At 69.9% G+C, this 25,378-nt stretch carries 25 protein-coding genes; 5 read left to right on the top strand and 20 right to left on the bottom strand.

Annotated features, from left to right (window positions below):
- Window positions 1-5 precede the first annotated feature (5 nt).
- On the bottom strand, window positions 6-761 hold the full coding sequence (locus tag VFI59_02485) for an SDR family NAD(P)-dependent oxidoreductase (GenBank protein HET6712560.1): 756 nt from the start codon (window positions 759-761) through the stop codon (window positions 6-8).
- Window positions 761-1,861 (bottom strand): alanine racemase, encoded by a 1,101-nt coding sequence (locus VFI59_02480; protein ID HET6712559.1) that lies wholly within the window; start codon window positions 1,859-1,861, stop codon window positions 761-763. The genes VFI59_02485 and VFI59_02480 overlap by 1 nt, the downstream gene beginning before the upstream one ends.
- 165 nt (window positions 1,862-2,026) lie before the next feature.
- Between VFI59_02480 and VFI59_02475 the strand changes: the two genes are divergently transcribed.
- Window positions 2,027-3,097: an amidohydrolase family protein gene (locus VFI59_02475; protein HET6712558.1), complete on the top strand. Its 1,071-nt coding sequence runs from the start codon at window positions 2,027-2,029 to the stop codon at window positions 3,095-3,097.
- On the opposite strand, the gene VFI59_02470 is transcribed toward VFI59_02475, so the two are convergent.
- The 12 genes from VFI59_02470 to lepA all read right to left on the bottom strand — a co-directional run bounded on the left by VFI59_02470 (window position 3,094) and on the right by lepA (window position 14,838).
- Complete coding sequence (locus VFI59_02470) at window positions 3,094-3,858, bottom strand: IclR family transcriptional regulator (GenBank protein ID HET6712557.1); 765 nt, start codon at window positions 3,856-3,858, stop codon at window positions 3,094-3,096. The genes VFI59_02475 and VFI59_02470 overlap by 4 nt on opposite strands.
- A 468-nt stretch (window positions 3,859-4,326) precedes the next feature.
- Window positions 4,327-5,223 carry a GTPase Era gene (era, locus tag VFI59_02465; GenBank protein ID HET6712556.1) on the bottom strand — a complete coding sequence of 299 codons (897 nt, stop codon included), beginning with the start codon at window positions 5,221-5,223 and terminating at the stop codon, window positions 4,327-4,329.
- Complete coding sequence (locus VFI59_02460) at window positions 5,220-5,648, bottom strand: cytidine deaminase (protein HET6712555.1); 429 nt, start codon at window positions 5,646-5,648, stop codon at window positions 5,220-5,222. The genes era and VFI59_02460 overlap by 4 nt, the downstream gene beginning before the upstream one ends.
- On the bottom strand, window positions 5,645-6,910 hold the full coding sequence (locus VFI59_02455; GenBank protein HET6712554.1) for a hemolysin family protein: 1,266 nt from the start codon (window positions 6,908-6,910) through the stop codon (window positions 5,645-5,647). The genes VFI59_02460 and VFI59_02455 overlap by 4 nt, the downstream gene beginning before the upstream one ends.
- Window positions 6,911-6,915: 5 nt before the next feature.
- Window positions 6,916-7,383: an rRNA maturation RNase YbeY gene (gene ybeY / locus VFI59_02450; protein ID HET6712553.1), complete on the bottom strand. Its 468-nt coding sequence runs from the start codon at window positions 7,381-7,383 to the stop codon at window positions 6,916-6,918.
- Window positions 7,380-8,330 carry a PhoH family protein gene (locus VFI59_02445; protein ID HET6712552.1) on the bottom strand — a complete coding sequence of 317 codons (951 nt, stop codon included), beginning with the start codon at window positions 8,328-8,330 and terminating at the stop codon, window positions 7,380-7,382. Before VFI59_02445 ends, ybeY begins: the two co-directional genes overlap by 4 nt.
- Before the next feature lie 153 nt (window positions 8,331-8,483).
- Entirely contained in the window at window positions 8,484-8,831 is a 348-nt protein-coding gene (locus VFI59_02440; protein HET6712551.1) for a histidine triad nucleotide-binding protein, read from the bottom strand.
- 31 nt (window positions 8,832-8,862) lie between these two features.
- Window positions 8,863-9,972 carry a molecular chaperone DnaJ gene (dnaJ, locus tag VFI59_02435; GenBank protein ID HET6712550.1) on the bottom strand — a complete coding sequence of 370 codons (1,110 nt, stop codon included), beginning with the start codon at window positions 9,970-9,972 and terminating at the stop codon, window positions 8,863-8,865.
- The gene (gene hrcA / locus VFI59_02430) at window positions 9,973-11,022 is read right to left on the bottom strand and encodes a heat-inducible transcriptional repressor HrcA (protein ID HET6712549.1); all 1,050 of its coding nucleotides are present in this window, start codon (window positions 11,020-11,022) and stop codon (window positions 9,973-9,975) included. It lies immediately after the preceding gene.
- Window positions 11,023-11,081: 59 nt separating this feature from the next.
- Window positions 11,082-11,846, bottom strand: coding sequence for a hypothetical protein (locus tag VFI59_02425; GenBank protein ID HET6712548.1), 765 nt, complete (start codon window positions 11,844-11,846; stop codon window positions 11,082-11,084).
- Between the two features lie 68 nt (window positions 11,847-11,914).
- Window positions 11,915-13,027 carry a radical SAM family heme chaperone HemW gene (hemW, locus tag VFI59_02420; GenBank protein ID HET6712547.1) on the bottom strand — a complete coding sequence of 371 codons (1,113 nt, stop codon included), beginning with the start codon at window positions 13,025-13,027 and terminating at the stop codon, window positions 11,915-11,917.
- Window positions 13,024-14,838, bottom strand: coding sequence for a translation elongation factor 4 (lepA, locus tag VFI59_02415; protein ID HET6712546.1), 1,815 nt, complete (start codon window positions 14,836-14,838; stop codon window positions 13,024-13,026). Before lepA ends, hemW begins: the two co-directional genes overlap by 4 nt.
- 72 nt (window positions 14,839-14,910) lie before the next feature.
- Between lepA and rpsT the strand changes: the two genes are divergently transcribed.
- On the top strand, window positions 14,911-15,180 hold the full coding sequence (gene rpsT / locus VFI59_02410; GenBank protein HET6712545.1) for a 30S ribosomal protein S20: 270 nt from the start codon (window positions 14,911-14,913) through the stop codon (window positions 15,178-15,180).
- A gap of 43 nt (window positions 15,181-15,223) precedes the next feature.
- Window positions 15,224-15,733 (top strand): hypothetical protein, encoded by a 510-nt coding sequence (locus tag VFI59_02405; GenBank protein ID HET6712544.1) that lies wholly within the window; start codon window positions 15,224-15,226, stop codon window positions 15,731-15,733.
- Window position 15,734: 1 nt separating this feature from the next.
- Here the strand turns inward: VFI59_02405 and holA are convergent, their stop codons facing one another.
- Both holA and VFI59_02395 read right to left on the bottom strand, forming a co-directional pair.
- Window positions 15,735-16,673, bottom strand: a complete 939-nt coding sequence (holA, locus tag VFI59_02400; GenBank protein ID HET6712543.1) for a DNA polymerase III subunit delta — start codon at window positions 16,671-16,673, stop codon at window positions 15,735-15,737.
- 214 nt (window positions 16,674-16,887) lie between these two features.
- A complete protein-coding gene (locus VFI59_02395; protein HET6712542.1) occupies window positions 16,888-17,325 on the bottom strand; it encodes a VOC family protein in 438 nt (145 codons plus the stop codon).
- A gap of 41 nt (window positions 17,326-17,366) precedes the next feature.
- Here VFI59_02395 and VFI59_02390 point away from each other — a divergent pair, with 41 nt between their 5' ends.
- On the top strand, window positions 17,367-17,870 hold the full coding sequence (locus VFI59_02390; GenBank protein HET6712541.1) for a DinB family protein: 504 nt from the start codon (window positions 17,367-17,369) through the stop codon (window positions 17,868-17,870).
- Window positions 17,871-17,933: 63 nt separating this feature from the next.
- On the opposite strand, the gene VFI59_02385 is transcribed toward VFI59_02390, so the two are convergent.
- From VFI59_02385 to VFI59_02375, 3 genes are read right to left on the bottom strand one after another with little or no spacing between them, the layout of a single operon-like run.
- Window positions 17,934-18,617, bottom strand: coding sequence for a hypothetical protein (locus VFI59_02385; protein ID HET6712540.1), 684 nt, complete (start codon window positions 18,615-18,617; stop codon window positions 17,934-17,936).
- 27 nt (window positions 18,618-18,644) lie between these two features.
- Window positions 18,645-21,056 (bottom strand): DNA internalization-related competence protein ComEC/Rec2, encoded by a 2,412-nt coding sequence (locus VFI59_02380; protein ID HET6712539.1) that lies wholly within the window; start codon window positions 21,054-21,056, stop codon window positions 18,645-18,647.
- Window positions 21,053-21,697 (bottom strand): ComEA family DNA-binding protein, encoded by a 645-nt coding sequence (locus VFI59_02375; GenBank protein ID HET6712538.1) that lies wholly within the window; start codon window positions 21,695-21,697, stop codon window positions 21,053-21,055. Before VFI59_02375 ends, VFI59_02380 begins: the two co-directional genes overlap by 4 nt.
- Before the next feature lie 98 nt (window positions 21,698-21,795).
- Here VFI59_02375 and VFI59_02370 point away from each other — a divergent pair, with 98 nt between their 5' ends.
- Window positions 21,796-22,863: a sulfite oxidase gene (locus VFI59_02370; GenBank protein ID HET6712537.1), complete on the top strand. Its 1,068-nt coding sequence runs from the start codon at window positions 21,796-21,798 to the stop codon at window positions 22,861-22,863.
- 46 nt (window positions 22,864-22,909) lie between these two features.
- On the opposite strand, the gene leuS is transcribed toward VFI59_02370, so the two are convergent.
- Window positions 22,910-25,372 carry a leucine--tRNA ligase gene (gene leuS / locus VFI59_02365; GenBank protein ID HET6712536.1) on the bottom strand — a complete coding sequence of 821 codons (2,463 nt, stop codon included), beginning with the start codon at window positions 25,370-25,372 and terminating at the stop codon, window positions 22,910-22,912.
- Window positions 25,373-25,378: the final 6 nt, after the last annotated feature.

The following is a 25,378-nucleotide window of genomic DNA, read 5'->3' as shown; positions in this document are numbered from 1 at the left end:
GATCCTCACATGACCGCCGTCTGGCCGCCGTCGACCACGAGTGCTGCTCCATGGACGAACGAGGCGTCGTCCGAGGCGAGGAACGCGTATGCGGCGGCGATCTCATCAGCGGTGCCGCGCCGCCCGAGAGGGATCTGGCTGCGTTCGTAGTCCCGGAACTCCCGTTCGGTCGCGAGCTCACGGTTGAGCGGCGTGTCGACGAAGCCCGGACAGAGGCAGTTCACCCTGATGCCGTGCCCGCCGAGCTCGACCGCTATCGTCCTCGTCAACTGCAACACGCCTCCCTTCGAAGCGTTGTAGGCGACGAAGTCCCGTTCGCCGCCGAGGGCGTTCGTCGAGGCCATGTTCACGATCGCCCCGCCGCGGCGGTCGGCAACCATAAGCCGGGCGACGGCGCGAGCGACGAGGAACATGCCACGCAGGTTCACGGCGATGATGCGATCCCAATCGTCGGACCCTGTGTCGAGGAAGGATGACTTCCGGGCGATGCCGGCGTTGTTGACCAGCACGTCGATCCGCCCCAGGAACGTGGTCGCTCGCTCGACGATCGCCTCGACGTCCGGCTCGCGGCTCACATCTCCGCCGACCCCGTCGACCTCGCCGAGATCGCGGAGCTCGTCGAGCGCCGCCGAGATCTCTTCGATCTGGAGCCCGGTCACGAATACCCGCGACCCCTCCTCGAGGAAACGGCGCGCCGTCGCCAGGCCGATCCCGCTCGTTCCTCCGCTCACGAGGACGCCTTTGCCTGCCAGGCCGCGCATCAGCGCATACGCCCCCGTGCTGCGATCGGGATCTCGTGATCGACACGACCGTCCCGCACACCGAGCGCGTCGTCGTAGAGGTTCACGCAGCTGCACACGTGCAGCGGGATGACCTCGAGACGCTCACCGATCGCGAGGTCACCGCCTCTCTCGATGTGGCCGACGCCGTGCTCCTCCGTCATGAAGTCCAGGATCAGGTCCGGGCGGCCGATCACGACACCGCGTCCCGGGAAGGGAGGACCGTCGCCGCCGTCGGCGCTGAAGGACTTGGTGCCGCCGTCGATCAGGAAACGCTCCGGTGTCGGTCTCGCGACGACCGTCACGAGCACGCGAGCAGCGCACGCCTCAACCGTTGCGACGCCGAGCCGGAGCTGCTGGACGTCGTTGAAGACGTACGTCCCCGGACGTACTTCGGTCACGCCCGGCACGCCCGCGACGATGCGTGCGGTCGGGGTGGATCCCACGCTGATCTCGCGCATCTCCAGTCCCATGCGGGCGCATCGTTCGGCCGTGTCCAGCAAGTCGCGCGCCTCACGCTCCGCGATGCGTCGAAGCTCGGTGGCATCCGACGCGCGGTAGGAATGGCCCGCGTGGGTGAGCAGACCGACCACGTCGACCCCAGGGACACCCGCAACCTCGAGCGCCAGCGACGACGAGGGCTTCCCCGGCGGCCGTCCCATGCGGTGGAGTCCGGTGTCGACCTCGATGAGAACCGGGACGTCGACACCCCGCCGCACGCCCACGCGCCCCAGGCCCTCAGCGACGTCGATCGTGTCGAGGCTCACGCGCACGTCGGCCCGATCCATGAGCGACGCGAGTCGCTGGAGCTTGAGCTCCCCCACGATCGGGTAGGCGATCAGGACGTCGTGCAACCCTGCGTCGGCCATCACCTCGGCTTCGCCGAGCTTGGCGACCGTGATCCCGCGTGCGCCGGCATCGAGCTGCATCCGGGCGATCTCGGGCGCCTTGTGGGTCTTCACGTGCGGGCGCAGGGCCACGCCCGCCTGCCGCACAACCTCCGCCATCTCGAACACGTTGCGCTCCACGACGTCGAGGTCAACGATGAGCGAGGGCGTGTCGATCTGGTCGTACGCTCCCATCGTCCCGGTGCTCCCCCCAGCCGGATCCATCGAGGTTCAGAGGATTCCGTCAGACGGAACGTCGTTCTGCAAGCAACCCGACGATAGCTAGGCCCATCCAGGCAAGTCAAGCGGATGACGCTGCCCGCGCCGCCGACCCGGCGGAACGTCGTACCGTGACGCACCATGGATCCGAGGCTTCGCGAACTCCCGCTCCACGAGTTCCGGCCTCGCTCGTCCCTTCGCCTTCCCGTCCACCGCGCGCCACGGGCTCGGTTCCCCGTCGTCGACGCCCACAACCATCTCGGGCGATGGTTGTCGGCCGATCACGGATGGTCCGCACCCGACGTCGGGCAGTTACTCGAGGTGATGGACGCGTGCAACGTCGCCACCGTCGTGAACCTCGACGGGCTGCACGGTGACGAGCTCCGAGCCAACCTCGAACGGTACGACACTCCCCATCCGGACCGGTTCCTGACGTTCTGCCAGCTGGACTGGAGCGTCACCGAGCAGGCAGGGTTCGGCGACCGACTCGCGGCGGAGCTCGAACGCTGCGTCCTCGCCGGTGCGGGCGGGTTGAAGGTCTGGAAGCAGCTCGGTCTGCGGATCCGTGACGACCGCGGCGAGCTGCTGATGCCCGACGACCGTCGTCTCGGTCCTCTCTGGGACACGGCGGCACGCTTGGGCGTCCCTGTCACGATCCACGTCGCCGACCCGGTCGCGTTCTTCCAGCCGCTCGACGGCACGAACGAGCGGATGGAGGAGCTGCTCGCGAATCCCGACTGGTACTTCGGTGACCGCGCCACGTTCCCGTCGTTCGATCGGATCATCGACTCCTTCGAGGCCCTCGTGGCGAAACACAGGGCGACGACCTTCATCGGTGCCCACGTCGCCTGCTTCGCCGAGGACCTGGCGTGGGTCTCCCGGATGTTCGACGCGTATCCGAACCTGTACGCAGACATCGCGGCGCGGATCGCCGAACTCGGCCGGCAGCCGAGGGCGGCGCGAGCGTTGTTCCTGCGGCATGCCGACCGCCTCCTCTTCGGCACCGACCTGTTCCCGCCCGACCGGGACATGTACGAGATCCACTTCCGCTTCCTCGAGACCGCCGACGAGCACTTCCCGTACTCGATCGACGACCCTCCCCCGGAGGGGCGATGGGCGATCAGCGGCCTCGATCTCCCCGACGACGTGCTCCGCAGTGTCTACGGGGACAACGCCCGACGGGCGATCCCGGGCCTCGCCGGGGCCAGCTAGGGGCCACGGAGGTCGGCCGCTTCCTGCACCAGGAGGGCTGCGACCTCGGGCATCATGCCGGTCGGCAGACGGTCCTTGGGCGCCGAGACGGAGATCGCGGCGATCGGCACCGCACCGCCGAAGAAGACCGGCGTCGCGAGGCACCGCACGCCCGGCTCGCTCTCCTCCAGGTCCTTGGAGAACCCGTCCGCACGAACGCGCGACAACTCCTTCGCGAGGTGGCTCGCGTCGACGATGGTGCGGGAGGTCCTCCTCACGAGCGGGCCGTCGCGACGGACCCACTCGGTGATCGACGCCTGCGTGGGATAGGCCCACGCCAGCAGCGCCTTCCCGACCGCCGTGGCATGTGCGGGATTGCGTCCCCCGATCTTCGACGTGAGGGAGAGCGGCCGGGTGGATTCGAGCTTGTCTACGTAGACGACGTCCGGGCCGTCGAGTACCCCCACGTGCACCGTCTCGTTCAGGGTCGCACGTACCCGCTCGAGCGTCGGTCGCAACAGCACGCGCAGATCGAGGCGGCCCTGGAACTCGAACGCGATCCTGAGCAGCTCCGCCCCCAACAGGTAGCGCGCATCGTCTCGTTGGGTCGCGAAGCCACGCTCCTGCAGCGCCCCGAGCGTTCGATGCAGCGAGCTCTTCGGCAGTCCCGTCGTCGACGCCAGCTCGCTGAGCGTGACGCCCGACCCATGCTCGGCGAGCTCCTGCAACAACCGGAGGGCCCGATCGACGCTCTCCACCACGCGTGTCGATTGCTCGGCCACGGAGTGCATCATAGAACTCGTTCCGGAGGGTGGAATCGTTGTTCCACGATGGCCGAGAGGATGCCGGGCAGGGAGGCGGCCGCTCTCGCGCTCCACGGAACCCGGGGAGCCCGCCCTCCTAGCGCCGGGCGCCGATCGGTCAGCACTCGAGGAACCGCTGCAGGCCATAAGGATGCTGTCGAGGTCGTCGGCGCGGACCTTCGACTGCGAAGTCTTGGGGGCGCGATGAGCTCCGGCACGACGGGTCGCAGCTGGGCCAGCAGCAGCGTGAGCGGTGGCTCGAACGTCGCGCCATCGACGGTCGCCTTGAACCACACCGAACCGTCGGACGTCGGCACGCGGAACACCGTCGACCACCACTGCACGTGCGTCTGCTCGATCTCCCCGGTCACGGTCACGTGCGATCGGATCCAGGCGTGCGCGGCGGCAAGGAACGCGGGGGCACGCCGGTCGGTCATCGATCGATCCTCAGTACCCGAGGCGGTCGAGCATCTTCGGGTCGCGTTGCCATTCCTTCATCACCTTGACCCGCAGGTCGAGGAAGACGCGCTTGCCTACGAGCGGCTCGATCTGCCTGCGCGCCCGCGTCCCGATCGTCTTGAGGGTCTGCCCGCCCTTGCCGATCAGGATGCCCTTCTGTGAGTCACGCTCTACGACGATCGAGGCGTGGATCCGCTCGAGCCCGTCCTCGTGTTCGATCTCCTCGATCACCACCGCGACCGAGTGTGGCACCTCTTCTCGCGTCACAGCGAGCGCCTGCTCGCGCACGAGTTCCGCGATGCGCACCTCGATCGGCTGGTCCGTGACCTCGCCCTCGGGGAACAGCGCCGGCCCTTCGGGCATGCGCATCACGAGCAGGTCGAGCAGCATGTCGACGCCGGTACCGTCGGCCGCGGAGACGGGCACGATCTCACCCCAGTCGCCGAGCTCGCCCGCCGCCGCGAGCTGCGGGATCAGCTCGTGGTGGCGGATCCGGTCGATCTTGTTCACGACGCAGATGCGGGCGCCCGCGTTCGCCGAGGCGACCTGGTGATCATGAACGTAGGCGTCGCCGCGCCCGACACCGCTCGCCGCGTCGACGACCTGCACGACCACGTCGACCCCCTCCACGGCGTCGCTGACGAGGTCGTTCAGCCGGGCACCGAGCGCGGTCCGAGGCTTGTGGAACCCCGGCGTGTCGGTGAAGACGACCTGCACGTCGTCGGTGGTCCTGATCGCCCGGATGTCGCGCCTCGTCGTCTGCGGCTTGTCGGACACGATCGCGACCTTCTCCCCCACCAGGGCGTTCACGAGCGTGGACTTGCCGACGTTGGGCCGCCCCACGACCGCCACGATGCCGGCCCGATGGCCGGCGGGGTCGCTCACGACCGGAGCCGGTCGAGGTCGCTCGGCCCGAACGCATCGGGCAGCAGCTCGTCGAGCGACCAGTACGTGCGCGTCGACCCGTCGGCCGACTCCGCGACGACCGCCATGCCGGGCCCTCCGAACTCGAAGAGGACCTGGCGGCACCCGCCGCAGGGCGGCGTCGGGTCGTCGGCGTCGGTCACGACGGCGACGGCGCGGATCCCTGCCGCCGCGCCTGCAGCCACCGCCATCGCGACCGCGTTCCGCTCGGCACAGACCGAGACCGGGTAGCTCGCGTTCTCGACGTTGACGGCGGCGAAGATCTCGTCGCCCGCGAGCAGGGCCGCGCCGACGTGGAACCCGCTGTACGGCGCGTAGGCGTTGGAGCGAACCTCGCGGGCGGCCGCGACCATGCGCTCGAGCACCTCGGGTTCGATCGCGGTCACGGTGCTGGCTCCTCCACGAGAAGGTGCTCCGTGTCGGCGTCGCGCGTGATCAGCACCTTCTCGATACGGCGGCCCTTGACCTCCTCGGCGGTGAACGTGAGCCCGTCGATCCGGCATTCCTCGCCCTCGTCGGGGATGTGCCCCAGGAGGTCGAGCACGAGCCCGGCGACCGTGTCCCACTCCTCGTCGGGCAGTGCGAGCCCGAGCAGCTCGTTCACATCGTCGATCGACGTCTTCCCGCTCACTCGGTACGCACGGTCGCCGATCTGCTCGAACTCCGGCTCCTCGCGGTCGTACTCATCGGTGATCTCGCCCACGAGCTCCTCGAGCAGGTCCTCGAGTGAGACGAGGCCGGTCACCGACCCGTACTCGTCGGTCACAAGCGCCATGTGGAACTTCTCGCGCTGCATCTCTTTCAGCAGGTCGGCGACCTTCTTCGACTCGGGCACGTAGTGCGCCTCGCGGACGATGTCGGCGAGCGGCATGTCGTGCTTGCCTTGGTGCAAGGCTTTCAGGACGTCCTTCGCGAACACGATGCCGACGACGTCGTCGAGATCCTCGTCGGCGTCATAGACCGGGATCCGAGACGTGCCGTGGGTGAGCACGAGCGCCTGAACGTCGCGCAGCGCCTTATCGTCCTCGATCGCGATGATGTCGGGTCTCGGGACCATCACCTCGCGCACGATCGTGTCGCCGAACTCGAAGATCGAGTGGATCAGCTGTTTCTCGCCTTCCTCGATCGAGCCCTCCTCGGAGCCCACCTGGGCCATCGAGCGGATCTCCTCCTCGCTCACGAACGGTCCGGCCTTGATGCCCTTGCCGGGGAGCAGCACGTTCGCGAGGCCGATCAGGGCACGGGTGGGCCAAGCCAGGAGGCGCCCCAGGAAGTACACGAGGGGCGAGAGTGCGAGGGCCATCCGGTCGGAGTGCAGGACGCCGAAGGTCTTGGACATCGCCTCGACGAACACGAAGTACAGCAACGTGAAGACGAGTGAGGCGATCGTCACGCCGAGGCTGCCGAACTCGGACTCCGCGAGGATCGCCACCAGGATCGCCGAGCCGTTCTGCACGATCATCACCGCGAGGTACACGGAGTTCAGGTACCGCGGCGGGTCGGTCTCGAGCTTCACGAGCAGCGCCGCGTTGCGTCGCCCCTCGTCCTCGAGGGCGAGCGCCTTCACCCGGGTCATGCGGGTGAGCGACGACTCGGCCAGCGCGAGCAGCGACCCGAGCACGACCAGCAGCAGCACGAGCACCCACATCCAGGTCACGGCACCATCACCCCGCTGTAGCGCTCCTGTCGAGACCACATCTCGGCACGCTCCTCGTCGGTCTCGTGGTCGTACCCGAGCACGTGGAGCACCCCGTGCACGACGAGCAGCCGGAGCTCCGCCGCCGGGTCCTGGGGATTGTTCCGCGCCGCGACGGCGGGCGCGATCACGACGTCACCCAGCATGCGGACGCCGTGCTCGTCGAGATCGTCGTCGTCGAGCGGGAACGACAACACGTCGGTCGGGCCCGGCTCGTGCATGTAGCGCTCGTGGAGCTCGGCGATCTCGTCGTCGTCGACGAAGGAGAGCGAGAGCTCCGCCCGTACGTGGCCCTCGGCCACCAGGGTGACGCGCACGAGCTCCGCCAGCGCCGCCTCGTCGACCGCCGACGCATCCGACCGGCGGTCCGACACGAGGACCCTGGGATGGCCGCAGTCGTCGTCGTTCATCGCACCCGCGGTCACGGCTCCACCGGCAGCGCCTGCTGCCCGAACAGGTCGTACGCCTCCACGATGTCCTGCACGATCTTGTGCCGCACCACGTCGCTGCCCCCGAGGTGGCAGAACGCGATGTCGTCGACGTCGCCGAGGATCTCCTCGATGATCGCCAGCCCGCTCTTCTGCCCGTGCTCGAGGTCGACCTGGGTCGCGTCGCCGTTGATCACGGCCTTGGATCCGAACCCGATACGCGTGAGGAACATCTTCATCTGTTCGGGGGTCGTGTTCTGCGCCTCGTCGAGGATCACGAACGCATCGTTCAGGGTGCGCCCGCGCATGTACGCGAGGGGTGCGACCTCGACGGTGCCCCGCTCCATCAGCCGTGGAAGGGTCTCGGCGCCGGTCATCTCGAACAGCGCGTCGTAGAGCGGGCGCATATAGGGGTCGATCTTCTCGTAGAGCGTGCCGGGCAGGTATCCGAGCCGCTCCCCCGCCTCGACCGCCGGCCGAGTGAGGATCAGGCGGGAGACCTGGCGGTCCTGCAGCGCACGGACCGCGGTGGCGACGGCGAGGTAGGTCTTGCCCGTGCCCGCCGGCCCGATCGCGAACGTCACGGTGTTCGATCGGATCGCGTCGACGAACCGTTTCTGCCCGATCGTCTTCGGGGTGATGCCCTTTCCCCGCGCGGTGAGCAGCCGGTCGCCGAGGACCTCCGAGGGACGCAGCTCCGGTTCATCGGCCGATCTCGAACCGTCGCCCTTCACGAGGGCGATCGTCTGACCGACCGAGGAGTCGGTGAGCTCGTGACCCTCTTCGAGCAGCACGAGCAGCTCCTCGAAGATCCGGGCCACGCGCTCGGCTTCCGCCTCGCGGCCGGTGACGGTGATCTCGTTCCCGCGCACGAGGATGCGGCACTCGAACGCCGACTCGATCAACTTGAGGAAGACGTCGCGCTGGCCGAGGAGGGCCACCATCGGTTGGTTGCCCGGGACGAGGATCTTGACTTGGGTGGTGGCGCTCGCCACGTGTGTCGTCTCTCGGGGCGGTGGCCCCGTTCCCTCCTGGTTCGGCAGCACTGTCGACGATGGCCGCCTTCGCGGCGGCCTCATCAACCACTGTAACCGAACCTAGCCCGGAGGCCAGCTCATCTGGCGACCGCCCAGCAGGTGGAAGTGCAGGTGGAACACCGCCTGTCCGGCGTCGGGCCCCACGTTGGCCACGAGGCGCCACCCACTCTCGGCGATGCCTTCGGCGCGCGCCAGTTGGCTCGCCGCCTGCATGATGTCGGCGAGCACGTCGCCGTGGTGATCCCCGAGTTCGGCCACCGATGCCACGTGCTCCTTGGGGATCAGCAGGATGTGCGTCGGCGCCTGTGGGTTCACGTCGCGGAAGGCGACGACCCCGTCGGACTCGCGGACGATGTCGGCCGGGATCTCACGGGCCGCGATCCGACAGAAGAGGCAGGACGTGTCCATGCGTTCCAGCCTACCCCGTGCGGCCCGACCCTCAGAACTCCGGACGCCGCAGGCGCGCCGGCGCCGGTTCGCGCTTCGAGGTCCGTTCGCCGCGCAGATCCGCGAGGCGCTCCCAGAGCTTGCGCTCCTCGCGCGAGAGGTCGTCGGGGGTGATGACGTGGAGCGTGACGTACAGGTCGCCGCGCCCCCGTCGGTTGACGTTGGGCACCCCGCCGCCCTTGATGCGCACGACGGTGCCGGACTCCGTCCCTGGCTCGACGCTGATGCGCTCGGGGCCGTCGAGCCCCTCGATGTCGAGCTCGGCACCCAGCGTCGCCTGGGTCATCGAGACGTCGAGCACCGTGAACAGGTCCTGGCCGCGACGGTCGAACTCCTCGGCAGGCTCGACCGAGATGCCGACGTAGAGGTCGCCCGACGGTCCGCCGGCGACACCCGCGTGCCCGTTCCCCGCCACCCGGAGTTCCATGCCGTCGGAGACCCCGGCGGGGATCTCGATCGTGACCGTCGTCTGCTCCCGGCGGCGCCCCTCACCGAAGCACGCCTCGCACGGGTCGAGCACCTCCTGCCCCGTGCCCCGACAGGTCGTGCACGGCGCGGAGGTCATCACCGCGCCGAAGACGCTCCGACGCACCGCCTGCACCTGCCCGACCCCTCCGCACGAGCGACACGAGACCGGGGCCGTGCCTGGTTCCGCGCCGTTGCCCTTGCAACGATCGCAGGCGACGAGGCGCTCGATCTCCAGGTCGCGGCGGGCGCCGAACACCGCGTCGCGGAACCCGAGCACGATGCGCACGCCGAGGTCCTCGCCGTGCTGGGTCCGCGAACGCGGACCACGGCGACGGCTGCCGACGCCGAAACCGCCCTGCCCGAAGAACATGTCGAAGATGTCCTGGATGTCGGTGAAGCCGGCCGCGGCGGGGCCACCCGTGCTGCCGAACGCGTCGTACTGCCGCCGCTTGTCGGGATCGGACAGGATCTCGTATGCGCCGGCGACCTCCTTGAACCGCTCCTCGGCTGCGGCATCGTCGTTCACGTCGGGGTGCAGCTCGCGCGCCAGACGCCGGTACGCCTTCTTGATGTCGTCGTCGGACGCGTCGCGCGTGATGCCGAGCACCTCGTACAGATCGCGGACGGCGGCCATCTACTGATCGAGCTCCGTCGCCAGCTCCGACAACCGCTTCGCCACCGCCCGCACGGACGCCATCGCCGACAGGTAGTCCATGCGCGTCGGACCCACCACGCCGATCGTGCCCAGCGTCGTCTCGCCGGTGCGGAACGGTGCCGTGATCAGGGAGGCTTCCCACTCGCCCGTCGAGGGATGCTCCGCACCGATCGTCACGTTGAGCTCACCGCGGGCGGAGCTGACGTCGGCCAGCACGCCGAGCATCTCCTGCTCGCGCTCAAGCGTCTCGAACAGGCGCCGCAGGGTCTCGCGACGCATCTGCTGCGCCTCGTCGGCCAGGTTCGAGACACCACCTACCACCATGTGCGCCGAGCGCTCGCCCTGGGTCGCAACCCGCAGCGTCTCCGCGACGTGCAGCAGCAGGTCTCGCTGAGCGGCGGTGCCCTCGGCGGCGAGCTGCAGCAGCCGGGCCTGCGCGTCGAGGTAGTTGAGCCCCCGCAAGGCCTTCAGCCGCCGGTCGGCATCCCGCAGGGCGGCCGCGTCCACCTCGTCGGGCTTGTCGATCACCTGCTTGTCGACGCGCCCGTGCTGGCCGATCGCCAGGATCATCATCGTGGGTCCCATGTCGATGAGCTCGACCCGCACGATCGGCTCCTCGACGGCGCTCGGAGGCACGGCAAGGCCCGCATACTGGGTCAGACGGGAGAGCAGTTGCACGCTCCCCTTCAGCACCTCCTCGAGGTCGACGATCGCCTCGGCGAAGTAGCCCGCGATCAACCGCCGCTGCGCCTCGCGCAGCCGCCCGCCCGCCGGGAGCGAATCGACGTAGTGCCGGTACCCGCTGTCGGTCGGGATGCGACCGGCGCTCGTGTGCGGATGGGTCAGGTACCCGAGTTCCTCGAGTGCGGCCATCTCGTTTCGGATCGTCGCGCTCGAGACACCGAGGCCCGCGTGCTCCGCGATCGACTCACTGCTCACCGGCTCGCCATCGCGAACGTACTGCTCGACGACGGCACGGAGCACGGCGCCCTTGCGCGGACCCAGGTCGGGACGGTCTCGATCGGCCATGACCCCAATCATACGTAGCACTCTGCCCCAGGGAGTGCTAAGCGCGCGGAGTCGCGGCCTCAGCAGGGAAGCTGGGTGATCGCTTCCTCGAGGGCGGCGAAGGGGGCCGTGGTATCGGCCTGGGTGGCGAGTGCCTCGCGAGCATCGTCGATCGCGGCGATCACCGCCCTGACCTGCTTCGCGGTCGGACGCTCCCCCGCCTCCTTGAGGGCCGCAACGTCCTCCTTGAGCTGTTCGGCCGCGACCCCGAGCGCGTCGTCACGGAAGACCACCACCTGCTGGACGTGCCCGCACATCGTGGCGGTCGCCGCCTCGGCGGTCACCTGGCCGCCTCCGTCGGTCGGCGTGCCTTCGCCCCCGCCGTCGTCGCCACCGAAGACCACGTTGAAGAGAAGCACGAGCACCACGGCGGCCACGACCGCCACCAACGCGTAGATCCAGTTCGGTCGTCCACCGGACTCGCGGACCGGCATCGCGAACGCGTCCTCGGGCCCCTCGTCGTCGGCCCCGAGCCCCAGTCCCGGTGGGAACGCGGAACCCAGCGGCTCCTGGGGCGTGTCGAGATCGGCATCCGTGATCGTGACCGTGGTCGGGGTCGCCGGTTCCGGGGGGGCGGGAGGCGGCGGTTCCGCCGAGGCATCCTGGAGCAGACCGCATCGAGGACAGGTCCACGTGGTTGCGTTCAGTTTCGCATGGAACCGCGATCCGCACGAACGACAGACGACGAATCCCCACTCCTTGCCGCACGATGAGCACGTGTAGCCGCTGGACCCGGCCTCGACGTGCTGGGCCCTGTCGCAGCTCGGGCAGCGCACCGACGGCATGGGACCACTCTATCCGGCCTCCCCGTCCGACGCCCGGGGAGCCCGGCGCCCGACCGGTTCGTGACGGACTAGCCGGGCCGGTCGGCGGTGAGCCCGAGCACGAGCTCGTTCAGGAGGAGCATCCCCCGCTCGGTCGGCACGAGCGACCCGTCGTCGTCGATGAGCAAGCGGCTCTCGAGGAACGACCCCGCTCGATCGTCATCGATCCAGCTCGCCGGAACGCCCTCGAGGATGCGCAGCCGCAGGAACACCTCCTCGAGGTAGGCGTCGCCGGGGTCGAGCGACTCCTCGCCCCCGATGGGCAGCTCACCGCGCTCGACCGTCGCGAGATACTCCTCGGGAGGACGGACGTTCCACCATCGGCGGTCGTCCCGGTAGGAATGCGCACCCGCGCCGAGTCCGAGGTACGGCCGCCGCCGCCAGTACCCGAGGTTGTGCCGGCACTCGTAGCCCGGCCGCGCCCAGTTCGAGACCTCGTAGTGACCGTAGCCGGCGTCGCGCAGCATCGAGCACGCGAGCTGGAACATGTCGGCCTGCGTGTCGGGGTCCGGCGCCCTCACGTCGCCGCGGGCCACCGCACGGCCGAGCGGCGTCGCGGGCTCGATCGTGAGGGCGTACGCGCTCACGTGCTCCGGGGCGAGGGTGATCGTTTCCGCGAGCGTGCGTTCCCACGACTCGAGCGTCTCGCCGTGCGCGCCGTAGATCAGGTCGAGGTTCACGTTCACGTAGCCGGCGGCGCGCGCGGCGGCGAACGCCCGCCGGACGCTGTCGGGCGAGTGCAGCCGTTCGAGCGACCGCAGCACCGCCGGGTCGAACGACTGCGCGCCCATCGACAGCCGCGTGTAGCCCTCGGCGAGCAATGCCGCGAGCGAGGCTTCCTCGACGGTGTCGGGGTTGGCCTCGGTCGTGACCTCGGCGTCGGGCGCCACGTCGAACGCGTCGCGCAGCGCACTCAGCAACGAGCCGAGATCGCCCGGCGTCATCGTCGTCGGCGTTCCCCCGCCGAGGAAGACGCTCTCGACCGACGCGCCGTCCCACGCGGGAGCCGCGAGTCCAGCCTCGGCCAGCAACGCGCGCAGGTACCGAGGCTCGAGCTCGTCGAGCCCCGCGTACGCGTTGAAGTCGCAGTAGCCGCAGCGGGTGAGGCAGAACGGCACGTGCACGTAGATGCCCGCGCTCACTTCTTCCCCTTGGCTGAGCCCCCGTCGTCGACGCGCAGCGCTTGGATGAACGCTTCCTGCGGCACGTCGACCTTCCCCACCCGGCGCATGCGCTCCTTCCCCTTCTTCTGCGTCTCGAGCAGCTTGCGCTTGCGAGTGATGTCGCCGCCGTAGCACTTCGCGAGCACGTCCTTGCGCTTGGCCTTCACGGTCTCGCGGGCGATGATCTTCGAGCCGATCGCGGCCTGCACGGCTACGTCGAAGAGCTGGCGGGGGATCAGCTCCCTCAGGCGCTCGACCATCTTCTTGCCGTACGCGTAGGCCTTGTCGCGGTGCACGATCGTGCTGAACGCGTCGACGGGCTCGCCGTGCAGCAGTACGTCGACGCGCACGAGGTTCGACTCCTGATAGCCCCACGGCTCGTAGTCGAGGCTCGCGAAACCCCGCGTCCCCGACTTCAGCTGGTCGAAGAAGTCGAAGACGATCTCGGCCATCGGCAGCACGTAGTGCACCTCGACGCGTTCGGGGGTGAGGTAGCTCATGTCGACGAGCTCGCCGCGGCGCTCCTGACACAGCCCGAACACGGAGCCCAGGTAGTCCGACGGCGTGATGATCGTGGCGTAGACGACCGGCTCCTCGACCTTGTCGTAGTCGCCGCCGGGCGGCATCTCGGCCGGGTTGTGCACGATCGTCATCTCGCCGTCGCGGAACACGTGGAACTCCACGTTGGGCGCGGTCGCGATCAGCTCGAGGTCGAACTCGCGCTCGAGGCGCTCTTTGACGATGTCCATGTGAAGCAGCCCGAGGAACCCGCATCGGAACCCGAAGCCGAGCGCCTGCGATGTCTCCGGTTCGAAGTGCAACGCGGCGTCGCTCAGCTTCAGCTTGTCGAGCGCGTCGCGCAGGTCCGCATAGTCGCTGCCGTCGGCCGGGAAGAGCCCCGACCACACCATCGGCTTCGGCTCGCGGTAGCCCGGGAGCGGCTCGGTCGCGCCCTGCTTGCCGGCGAGCGTGATCGTGTCGCCAACCTTGGCGTGGTGCACGTCCTTCAGGCCGGTCACGAGGTAGCCGACCTCGCCCGGGCCGAGATCGGGCACGGGGATCGGTTCGGGCGCGTTCACGCCCGTCTCCTCGGCTTCGCTCTCGACGTGCGTGGCGAACATGCGGATGCGCGCGTGCGACGGGAGCACGCCTTCCTGCACCCGCACGTAGGTGATCACGCCGCGGTACGCATCGAACATCGAGTCGAAGATCAGCGCTTGCAGGGGCTTGGCCACATCGCCGACGGGCGGGGGCACCCGGTCGATCACCGCCTGCAGCAGCTCGTCGACCCCCTCGCCCGACTTCGCGCTGATGTGCAGGATGTCGGCCGGGTCGCAGTCGAGCAGGTTCGCGAGCTCCTTCGTGCGTTGCTCGGGCTCGGCGGCCGGCAGGTCGATCTTGTTCAGGGCCGGCACGATCACGAGACCGGCGTCGCGCGCGAGGTGGTAGTTCGCGAGCGTCTGGGCCTCGAGGCCCTGCGCGGCATCGACGAGCAGCACGGCGCCCTCGCAAGCCTCCAGCGACCGCGAGACTTCGTACGTGAAGTCCACGTGTCCCGGGGTGTCGATCAGGTTCAGCTCGAAGCCGTCGTGCAGCAGGCGCACCGACTGCGCCTTAATCGTGATGCCGCGCTCGCGTTCGAGATCCATCTTGTCGAGGTACTGGGCGCGCATGTCGCGATCGGCCACGGTGTGGGTCACCTCGAGCAGGCGATCGGCCAGCGTCGACTTCCCGTGGTCGATGTGCGCCACGATGCAGAAGTTGCGGATGTGGGAGGTGTCGGTGCTCACGGCCCACCCATGGTACGGGCGGGCCGCGCACCCGCGGCCGCACGGAGCCCGACTGGTACGCTGGGCGGCCGTATGGCGAACATCAAGTCACAGATCAAACGGAACAAGCAGAACGAGGTGCGCCGCGAGCGCAACAAGGCCGTGCGTTCGTCGCTCAAGACCTCGCACAAGAAGGTCGAGGCCGCGATCGCCGAGGGCGATGCCCAGGCCGCCCAGGAGCGGGCGCGCGAGGCATCCAAGGCGCTCGACAAGGCCGCGAGCAAGGGCGTCGTGCACAAGCGCACCGCCGCTCGCCGCAAGAGCCGTCTGGCGAAGGCCGCCAACGCGGCCGGCGCCGAGTAGCGTCCCCGGTCCCTTCGCCCCACGTCTGTCATAGGCTGCCCTCATGGCGGCCTCACCCGGTCGTTCCCCGCTCGGCGCCTACCTCTCGATGGCCGGCGTCGCCGTGGCCGTGTTCGTCGGGCTGACCATGATCGCCGAGCCGGCACCGCGCGGCTCGGGACCCTCTCCCGCCTCGCTCGCTCCGCTCGTGCCAGGCACCCCCGCGGCCCAGCGGGACTTCATGACGGCGGTGCTGGGCCGGCCGCGCGTCTCCACCGCCCGCCCCTACTGCGACCCCGCTGGGTGCTGCCCGACCCATCGGACGACGTTCGGCACGACGGCGCCGAGGAAGGACGTGATCGAGGCCTTCGAGGTGCAGGGGTACTCGGCCCTGCCGGGCGACCGCGACGTCGTGCGCCCGGGACCGTTCCCGGCGGTCAGGTGGACCGCCGAGCTCGACTACGCGGGGCGCTGGGCCTGGCGCCGCGTCGAGGTCGCCCGGGGGACCGACGTCGACCGGCCGGACTGGCCAACCGTCTTCGTCGAGAGCTCGATCGCGTGCGGGGAGCGGTGAGTCACCCGGCGGCGATCGCGACCACGAGCGCGGGCATCACGGTGTCGCCGGAGGCACCCGACTTCAAGGCGCGATCGGTCTCGGTGATGCGCTCGTGCACACGCAGCAGCTGGGCCATCGAGAAGTTCCGCGCCTGCTGCTGGTAGCGGCGGGCCTGCCAGTCGAACCGCAGGCCGGCGCGCTTGGCGAGCTCGGCGGGCGGCATGCGATCGGGCAGCGAGCGCACGCGGATCAGGTCACGCAGACGGCTCGAGACGCCGCCGAGCACCTTGAGCGGGTCGTCGCCGCCCTCCTCGATCGAACGCCACGAGCGGATCGCGCCCGGAAGGTCGCGTGAGAACGCGCGGTCGCACAGGTCCCAGACCTTCTGCTCGCCGAGCCCCCGGAACTGGCGAGCCACCAGAGCGGGGGTGATCCGCTGGGCCGGGAATGCCGACTCGAGCTGAGCCAGGGCGGCGACGAGCTGGCCGGGCTCTTCTCCGAGGATCTCGACCAGCGCGCGAGCGGCCGGGACCGAGAGGTCGAGGCCGAGGGTGTCGGCCCGGCGGGTGAGCCAGGGCTCGAGGTCCTTCCGCTTGATCTCGACGTGTACCACGTCGCCGACGGGCTTCACGAGCTTGTCGAGGGCGGCGGGTACCTTGCCGCGATCGGCCACCCGACAACAGATCACGAGCTGTGCGTCGGGGTCGGGAGCGTCGAGGTAGGCAGCGAGCTCCGCGGTCGCATCCTTCGTGAGGGAGCGCGCGTCGGAGATCAACAGTGCCCTCGGCTCACCGAACAGCGAGGGGGTGGCGAGGTCCTGCAGCTCCCCGCCCTGCCACTCCCCCGCGTCGACCTCGCCCGGGCGCACCTCGCCGAACCGGGCGAGCGCCGCCTCGCGCAGCAGGAAGTCGTCCTCGCCCCACAGCAGCGCGATCGGAGCACGGGAACGGCTGGCCATGGCTCGGATGGTAGCGCGACGCTGTGACGTGTCCGCAGCGCCGTGCCGATCAGCGCTCGCCAGAGACGACCGCCACCCCGTCGACGAACGTCACGGTGACCGTGCCGCTGCGGTCGGTGCGCCAGACCGTCGACCCCGCGGCGGCGAGGGCGTCGAGCGTGAACGCGGTCGGGTGCCCCAGCGTTCGGCGATGTCACCTGAGCGCGTGTCGGCGTCAGCCGATCTGCTCGGCCAGTCCGATGAGGATGCCCTCGGGGCCTCGGACGTAGCAGAGCCGATACACCTCTTCGTACTGGACCACTTCGTCGACGACCTGCGCGCCGTGGTCGCGGAGCCGGGCGAGCGTATCGTCGAGGTCGTCCACCGCGAACATGACACGCAGGTAGCCCAGAGCGTTCACCGGGGCGTTCCGGTGATCGGCGACCACAGGCGGCGCGACGAATCGCGAGAGTTCGATCCGGCCGTGGCCGTCCGGCGTGCGCATCATGGCGACCTCGACGCGCTGGTCGCGCAGTCCGGTGACGCGCCCTGACCAGTCTCCCTCGATCATGTCTCGACCCTCGAGTTCGAGGCCCAACTCGGCGAAGAACGAGATCGCAGCATCGAGCGATTCCACCACGATGCCGACGTTGTCCATCCGTTGAAGCGCCATGCGGCCATTCTTGCAGGGGAGGAGTCGTAGGCTTGGTTCTCGTGGAAGACGCCATCCGGCATCACAACTGGGCGACGATGCGCGTCCTCGACGCCTGCGCGGACCTGACCGACGAGCAGCTCCACCGGCCTTTCCCGGCGATGTACGGCAGCGTGCAGGAGACGCTCCGGCACGTGGTCGACTCCGACGGCTGGTACCTGTTCCGCCTCGCGGATACCGAAGGGGACTACGACGGCCCGGACGATGACGCCGACCTCGGAGCCCTTCGCGTCATCGCGGAGGCGAACGGGCGCGAGTGGGAGCGCCAACTCGCCGAGGGGTGGGATCCCGATCTGCCGCTCACGACGCCGACGATCGACGGGCCGGTGGAGCACACCTTCGTCGGGATCTGGCTCGCACAGGCGATGCACCACGGCACCGACCATCGGAGCCAGATCTGTACGGCGCTCACGACGTTCGGTATGGAGCCACCCGGCATCGACGTCTGGGAGTACGGCGAGGCGGTCGGCAGGCTCACGTTGGATCCGCCAGACGCCGAGGGCTGACGGTTGCGCGAGGTTTCGGGGATGTATCTCGAGCCGCCAGCGACCGTCCCTGCGTCGAGGCGGTCACCTGGTGGCGTCGTCCGACAGATCTCGATCCTGCATCTCCCAGGTGTGGTCGAGCACGTGGTACGCCGTGTGTCGAAGCAGGTACGGGATCGTCCACTTGCCGAGTGGCGTGCCCTCCTTGTACCGCGCACGCATCGCCTCAACGAAGCGGTCGCGGTGCTTGGCGAGTCCGCTCGGCCTCAGCAGGTCCACCAGCTCGGACTTGGCATCCACGCGCCTCGAGAAGTCCTCACCCTCGTTCGCCAGGACGTGGCGGATGATCTTGTCACGGGAGCGGCCGCCGCCCCGGACACCCGGCCGGAGCTCTGCCGTTACGCGAGCGGCCGTCTCGTCGAACTCGGCCCACGCCGCGCGGAGCAGCCGCACCTGGCGGTCGAACGTCGGCGCGTCGAACGCCTGGCGGTCCAGCGGCGAAGGCGCGAACGAGACGCCCCAGAAATCGGTCGAGCCGGTCCCCGGGTATCGATCGATGATGTCAAGCTTGGTCTGGGTCGTGAGCTGCGAGCCCAGCCGGACGCGCTTCGCGACTGGAAGGTACCGCGGGACGTAGTCGACGAGCTTCTCGACCGCCAGGTCCTCCGTCTTGCCGCCCCGTTCGAGTCCCGGCCAGTCCGCCGCAACGGCGACCCAGCGCTTGCCCCTCGTTGGCTGTTCGACGAGCACGCGAAGCTCGGAGGTCACGACTCATCATAGAGCCAACCAACATCGTCAGCGGTCGGCGACGACGGCGGGCACGCCACCCTGGAAGGTGATGGTGACCGTTCCGTGTTGGTCGGTCCTCCAGACCTGGGCCCCGGTGGTGGTGATCGCATCGAGCGTGGCCTGAACGGGATGACCGTAGGTGTTCTCGCCCACGCTCACCACGGCCACCGGCGCCGCCACGGCCTCGAAGAACTCCGCGACCGATGTGGCCGCGCCGTGGTGGGGCACCTTCAGCACGTCGGCGTGCAGGTCGAGACCCACCTGGTCGCGCTGCTCGAGGAGCCACTCCTGGGCGGGCTCCTCGGGTTCGGTCGCGAAGAGCACCGAGTCCGCGCCGTGGGTGAGCCTGATCACGAGCGCGTCGTTGTTCGTGTCGGACTCGGTGCCCGTGTAGCACTCGTGCGGCGACAACACGTCGAGCCGCACGTCGCCCACGACGAAGGAGTCACCCGCCCAGGGCGTGCGCGCCTCGATCCCCTCGTCGGCGATCGCCCGGTCGACCTCGACCTGCAGCGCCGACGTCGACGGACACCCCGGCTGCAGCACCACACCGACCTGGAACCGAGCCAGCACCGCGGGCAGGCCGACCACGTGATCGGCGTGCGGGTGACTCGCGACGACGACGTCGATCCGCTTCACGCCGAGCGCGGCGAGCTCGGTGGCGGTCTGCTCCTCGTCGGGGCCGCCATCGACGAGCATCGTCATGCCGGCCGGGGTCGTGACGAGCGCCGCGTCGCCCTGCCCGACGTCGAGGAACCGCACGGTGAGCGCATCGGGCGGTCCGACCGAGGCCGCCGAGTTCCACACAAGCAGCGGCACGAGGAGCACGCCGACGATGACCGCACGGCGGGGCGGGCGCCACCCCGAGTGCAGCGCCGCCGTGACCGCGACGACGAGACCGGCACCGAGGACCAGCACGGCTGGGCCTCCGTTCGAAGTGATGTGCGCGACAGGAGCCCGCCCCGCGACGTTCGCGATCAGCTGCAGGGCTCGCATCGGCGCCTGGGCGGCGAGCCCGACGAGGTGACCGATCGGCTCCGAGACGATGCCCAGCCCGGCCGCCACGAGCCCGAGCAGCAGCGACGGCGCCACGGTCGGCGCGGCGACCACGTTCGCGAGCAGGGTCACACCCGGCACATCGTGGAAGTGGTACAGCAACACGGGCGTCACACCGAGCTGGGCGGCGAGCGTCGTGCCCGCCGCCGCCGCGACGGGCGCAGGCATCACGCGGGCGAACCGCTCGCCCAGCGGGCCGGCCATCGCCACCATGCCGGCGGTCGCCGTGACGGAGAGCTGGAAGCCGATCGATCGAACCAGCACCGGCTGCAGGATCAGCAGCACGAGCACCGCGCCCGAGAGCACGACCGCGGTCGAACGGGCGCGGCCGAGGAGCAGACCGACGAGGGTGAGCGCGGACATCGCGCCGGCACGCATCACCGACGGCTCCGCGCCGGTGAGCACGACGATGAACGCGACCGTCGCGAGCCCGACCGACACCTGGGCGGCCCTGGGCAGCCCCAGCATCGTCACGAGCGCGAGGATCGGGCCGAGCACCATCGCCACGTTGCCGCCGGAGACGACGAGCAGGTGCGTGAGCCCGGTTGCCTTGAAGTCGCGCTCGACGCCCGCGTCGACGTGCGAGTCGTCGCCGAGCGCGAGGCCCATGAGCAACCCGGCTTCCCGGGCGGGGAACACCGCCTCGATCGACCGTGCCATCGTCGACCGCACGGCCTGGGTCGCTCGAACGAACGGGTTCGGGGAACCCTCGAGCCGCTCGACCTGCGACGCACGCAGCGTGACCGCGACGCCCTTGGCGTGGATCGCGTCGAGGAACCCCGGGTCGTCGGGCACCTGGAGCGAACCGTCGGCCCGGACGAGGTCGCCGCGGGCGGCCGCGGGCGGATCCTCGTCGCCGGAGAGCCAGATCGTCTCGCGGAGCGCGCTCACCGTGCCGTCGGCCGTGCGCAGGAGGCGGACATCGGCGAGCGCGTGCCATCCGAGCGCGCCGGGGCGCGGATCCTCCCGGAGCGTGGCGTCGACCTCGACCCGGTCGGGCGCCCGTGCCGCGAGCGGCGAAGATGCCAGCCGCCGCAGAGCGAGCAGGGCCCAGCAGACACCCAGGGCACAGACGCCGGTGCAGACCAGGAGGGTCACCGCGGCGACAGGGGCGCCGGGGCTGCGCCTGGGGGCCGCCACACGTTCGACCGACGCCACGGGACGGCGTTCGGCCGGGACGAGCCCGGCCTCAGCCACCGGATCCCGTCCGCGGGTGACGGGCGCGGCGATCACGGCCGAGACCAACGCGGCCAGGCCGAGTACGCCGGGCGCCCACACGATCCATGACCGCGCGGGACCGAATCCGATGAGGAGCCCCGCCCACCAGGCCGTGGTCGCGGCCGGGAGCAGCCAGGCGCTCATACCGTGACCTGGTCTCGGATCTCCTCAAGGGTCGCCGGGCCGATGCCGCTCACGTTCTCGAGGTCGTCGACCGAGGCGAACGGGCCGTTCTCCGTGCGGTAGTCGACGATCGCGCCGGCGAGCACCTCGCCGATGCCGGAGAGGGTCTCGAACTCCGTCGCGCTCGCAGTGTTGATGTTGATCAGGCCGCCGCTCGAAACGGAGCCGGCGCCGGCCGGCGCCACCGTGCCGGGGTCAGCGGCCCCCTGCTTCGGGACGACGACCTGGGTGCCGTCGGTCAGCGGGGCCGCCAGGTTCAGCACCGAGAGGTCGGCGCCCTTCCTTGCCCCACCGGCGCGGTCGACGGCGTCGACCACGCGGTCGCCCTGGGCGAACTCGTAGACACCCGGCTCGTGCACCCAACCGGTGACGTCGACGATGATCGGCGGTCCGGTCGGCGACGCGACCGCAGTCGCATCGGCGGGCGCATCGGCGGGCGCGGCGGGGGCCATCGACGCCAGCGCGTCGACCGCGATCGTCACGGGCCTCGGGAGCGATCGCACGTACCACAGGCCGGCGCCCGCCATCGTGATGACGACCACCACGACCAGACCGACGAGCTCCCCCCGAGACAACGTGTCGAGCCGATCCCTGACGCTCATGCCACGGACGCTAGGGGGGCCCTCGTAGGCGTTCAGTGACGCGCGTCACGGCTGTGCGGCGGTTCGCCTTCGGGCACGGAACGTGGTTGCATCAGCCGATGCAGCGACACCGCGACGATGGCATCGGCTTGGACGAGCTCGCCCAGGCGGCGAGGAACCACGGCCTGCCGCTCGAGGCGCTCCGGTCCGACATCACGCCCGCCGGCCTCCACTACCTGCTGATCCACTACGACATGCCGCTCGTCGACGCTGCCGGATGGTCGCTCACCCTCGATGGGTTCGAGCAACCGCGACGTCTCAGCATCGACGCCCTCCGCGAGCGTCCGCGCGTCACCGCGCCGGTCACGTTGGAATGCGCAGGGAACGGCCGCGCGATGTTCGAGGAACGCCCGCCGAGCCAGCCATGGCTGCTCGAGGCAGTGGGCACCGCCGAGTGGACGGGGACACCGCTCGCACCACTCCTGCAGGAAGCCGGGGTCCCGGCGGACACCGTCGATATCGCGTTCGCCGGACTCGACCGGGGCATCGAAGGGGGCGAGGAGCAGGCGTACGAGCGCGGCCTTCCGCTCGCCGAGGCGATGCGCGACGACGTCATGATCGCCTACGAGATGAACGGACGGCCACTGCTTCCCCAGCACGGGGCACCCGCACGGCTCGTCGTGCCCGGCTGGTACGGCATGACGCACGTGAAGTGGCTTGACCGGATCACGGCGCTCCCCGAACAGTTCGGCGGCTACCAGAACCTCGTGTCCTACCGGCTCCGGAACGACCCCGACGACGCCGGCGAGCCTCTGTCACGCATCCGCGTGAGATCGCTGATGGTCCCGCCCGGCGTGCCGACGTTCCCCGAACGCGACCGCGTGTTGGGAGCCGGACCCACGACGCTCGAGGGACGGGCATGGTCCGGTTCGGCCTCGATCGAACGCGTCGAGGTCAGCGTCGACGGACTCCGCACGTGGGCGGAGGCGGTCCTCGAGCCGGCTCCTGCTCGGCACGCGTGGCAGCGCTGGACCTTCGACTGGAACGCGACCCCGGGAATCCATGAGCTCGCATGCCGGGCGACGGATGCGTCGGGCGCGTGCCAGCCGCTCCACGCCGAGCCGAACCTCGGTGGGTACGCGAACAACGCCGTACACCGCCTGCGGGTCACGGTCGCCGGGGCCTGAGCTCCGGGGCCTGAGCTCGGGGCGCGAGCTCCAGGAGTTGGGCCAGTCAGCGCTTCGTGACGAGGTTCACGAGCTTCGGCACGCGCACGATCTCCCGCACGACCTCGCGTCCGTGGATCGCGGCCCGCACCTTGTCGCTGCCGCGCGCCAACTCGAGCGCACGGGCTTCGTCGATGTCGGCCGACACCTCGGCCTTGTCGCGGAGCTTCCCGTCGACCTGGAAGACCATCGTGACGGTGTCCTCGACCACGAGGGCGGGGTCGAACGAGGGCCAGCTGGACCGGTGCACCGACGCAGGCTCCCCGAACTCGACGCGCCACAGCTCCTCGGCCGCGAACGGTGCGAACGGTGCGAGCATCTGCACGAGGGCGCGCGCGGCACCGAGGGCACCCCCGCCCGCGTCGAGAGCGGTCCGCATCTCGTTCGTGAGCACCTGGAGCTTCGAGATCGCGGTGTTGAACCGGAACCGGTCGAGATCGTCGGTGACGCCCGCTATCGTCTTGTGCGTGAGGCGCACCAAGGCATCGGGCTCCGGCGAGGCGTCGCCACGTTGCACCGCGTCGCCGACGGCTGCGAACACCCGCCCGAGCCACGAGTGCACCCCCGGACGCCGGTTCGGGTCGTCGCCGGCGATCAGCTTCCAGTCGATGTCGTCCTCGAACGGACCGGCGAACAACATGATCAGCCGCATCGTATCGGCGCCCCATCGCTCCACGATCGGCATCGGCTCGACGATGTTGCCCTTCGACTTGCTCATCGAGGCGCCGTCGTAGATCACCTGGCCCTGGTTCATCAGGCGCGGGAACGGCTCGGTGAAGCCGACCATGCCTAGGTCGTAGAGCACCTTCGTGAAGAACCGCGTGTAGAGCAGGTGCAGGATCGCGTGTTCGACGCCGCCGGTGTACTGGCCGACCGGCATCCAGCGGTCGACGTCCTCGCGGCGGAACGGCCCGCCCTCGTAGCCCGGCGAGCAGTACCGGAACAGGTACCAGCTCGAGTCGACGAACGTGTCCATCGTGTCGGTGTCACGGGTCGCCTCGCCGCCGCACGACGGGCACCGCACGTGCTTCCAGGTGGGATGACGGGCCAGCGGACTCTCCCCACCCAGCTGGAAGTCGGCGTCGTCGGGCAGCAGCACCGGCAGCTCGTCGTCGGGTACCGGCACCTCTCCGCATGAAGGACAGTGCACGATCGGGATCGGGGCCCCCCAGTACCGCTGCCGCGAGAGCAGCCAGTCCCGCAGGCGGAAGTTCACGGTGGCCTCGCCCCGCCCTTCCCGCTCGAGCCAGGCCGCGACCTTCGCGATCGAGGCCGGTGAGGGCTCCCCGTCGAACGGCCCGCTGTCGACCATCACGCCCTCGTGCGGCAGCGCCTCGGTTATGGCGTCGGCGTCGATCGGTTCCGATCCCTCGGGCCGGATCACGACCCGCACCGGCAGGCCGTGCTGCCGTGCGAACGCGAAGTCGCGCTCGTCGTGCGCGGGCACGGCCATGATCGCGCCGGTCCCGTACTCCATCAGCACGTACGGCGCCGCGTAGACGGGCACCGTCTCACCGTTCACCGGGTTGACCGCGTGCACGCCGAGGGCCGCGCCTTCCTTGGTATCGGCGGCCTCCCGGCTCGCGAGCGAGGCCGCGCGGGAGCGCTGGATCAGCGGCTCGACCTCGGCCCAGGTGCCGCCGAGCTTCGCGAGGCGCTCGACCGCGGGGTGCTCGACCGAGAACACGAAGAACGTGACGCCCCACAGGGTGTCGGGGCGGGTGGTGAAGACCTCGATCTCCTCGCCCGTCTCCTCGATCGTGAACGTGACGCGCGCGCCCTCGCTGCGGCCGATCCAGTTGCGCTGCATGGTCAGCACGCGTTCAGGCCACCGCACGAGCTGGTCCTCGTCGTCGAGCAGGCGCTGCGCGTAGTCGGTGATCTTGAAGAACCACTGGGTCAGGTTGCGGCGCTCCACCATCACGCCGCAGCGCTCGCACGCCCCCTGGATCACCTGCTCGTTCGCCAACACGGTCTGGTCCTTGGGGCACCAGTTGACGGGCGACTCCTTGCGGTAGGCCAGCCCCTTCTCGAAGAACCGCAGGAACAACCACTGGGTCCACCGGTAGTACTCGGGCTCGTGCACGGCCAGGCGCCGGGTCCAATCGAACGACATACCCATGCGCCGGAACGACCGCGCCTGCTGCTCGATGTTCGCATCGGTCCACGCCCTGGGGTCGATGCCCCGCTTGATCGCGGCGTTCTCTGCCGGCAGCCCGAACGAGTCCCATCCGACCGGATGGAGCACGTTGTCCCCGCGCATCCACCGATATCGGGCGACCACGTCGCCCCCGCTGAACGCCTCGGCGTGACCCATGTGCAGGTCGCCCGAGGGATACGGGTACATATCGAGCGCGTAGAACCGCGGCCGCTCGTCGGCGGCATCCTCCGACGCCTCGTAGATGCGCTCGTCGGCCCAGGCCTGCTGCCACTTCGGTTCGAACTCGCTCGGGTCGTACCGCCTGCTCATGGCGGT

Source organism: Actinomycetota bacterium (genome assembly GCA_035697485.1).
Lineage (GTDB): Bacteria > Actinomycetota > UBA4738 > UBA4738 > HRBIN12 > JAOUEA01.
The sequence above is the reverse complement of the archived record's forward strand: the minus strand, read 5'-3'. Positions and strand labels throughout refer to the sequence as shown.

Coding starts and splice junctions, on each gene's coding strand:
- VFI59_02485 (HET6712560.1), bottom strand. CDS start 761: ATGCGCGGCCTGGCAGGCAAAGGCGTCCTCGTGAGCGGAGGAACGAGC.
- VFI59_02480 (HET6712559.1), bottom strand. CDS start 1,861: ATGGGAGCGTACGACCAGATCGACACGCCCTCGCTCATCGTTGACCTC.
- VFI59_02475 (HET6712558.1), top strand. CDS start 2,027: ATGGATCCGAGGCTTCGCGAACTCCCGCTCCACGAGTTCCGGCCTCGC.
- VFI59_02455 (HET6712554.1), bottom strand. CDS start 6,910: ATGTGGGTGCTCGTGCTGCTGCTGGTCGTGCTCGGGTCGCTGCTCGCG.
- VFI59_02445 (HET6712552.1), bottom strand. CDS start 8,330: ATGGTGGCCCTCCTCGGCCAGCGCGACGTCTTCCTCAAGTTGATCGAG.
- VFI59_02440 (HET6712551.1), bottom strand. CDS start 8,831: ATGGACACGTCCTGCCTCTTCTGTCGGATCGCGGCCCGTGAGATCCCG.
- dnaJ (HET6712550.1), bottom strand. CDS start 9,972: ATGGCCGCCGTCCGCGATCTGTACGAGGTGCTCGGCATCACGCGCGAC.
- hrcA (HET6712549.1), bottom strand. CDS start 11,022: ATGGCCGATCGAGACCGTCCCGACCTGGGTCCGCGCAAGGGCGCCGTG.
- VFI59_02425 (HET6712548.1), bottom strand. CDS start 11,846: ATGCCGTCGGTGCGCTGCCCGAGCTGCGACAGGGCCCAGCACGTCGAG.
- rpsT (HET6712545.1), top strand. CDS start 14,911: ATGGCGAACATCAAGTCACAGATCAAACGGAACAAGCAGAACGAGGTG.
- VFI59_02405 (HET6712544.1), top strand. CDS start 15,224: ATGGCGGCCTCACCCGGTCGTTCCCCGCTCGGCGCCTACCTCTCGATG.
- holA (HET6712543.1), bottom strand. CDS start 16,673: ATGGCCAGCCGTTCCCGTGCTCCGATCGCGCTGCTGTGGGGCGAGGAC.
- VFI59_02395 (HET6712542.1), bottom strand. CDS start 17,325: ATGGCGCTTCAACGGATGGACAACGTCGGCATCGTGGTGGAATCGCTC.
- VFI59_02380 (HET6712539.1), bottom strand. CDS start 21,056: ATGAGCGCCTGGCTGCTCCCGGCCGCGACCACGGCCTGGTGGGCGGGG.
- VFI59_02375 (HET6712538.1), bottom strand. CDS start 21,697: ATGAGCGTCAGGGATCGGCTCGACACGTTGTCTCGGGGGGAGCTCGTC.
- VFI59_02370 (HET6712537.1), top strand. CDS start 21,796: ATGCAGCGACACCGCGACGATGGCATCGGCTTGGACGAGCTCGCCCAG.
- leuS (HET6712536.1), bottom strand. CDS start 25,372: ATGAGCAGGCGGTACGACCCGAGCGAGTTCGAACCGAAGTGGCAGCAG.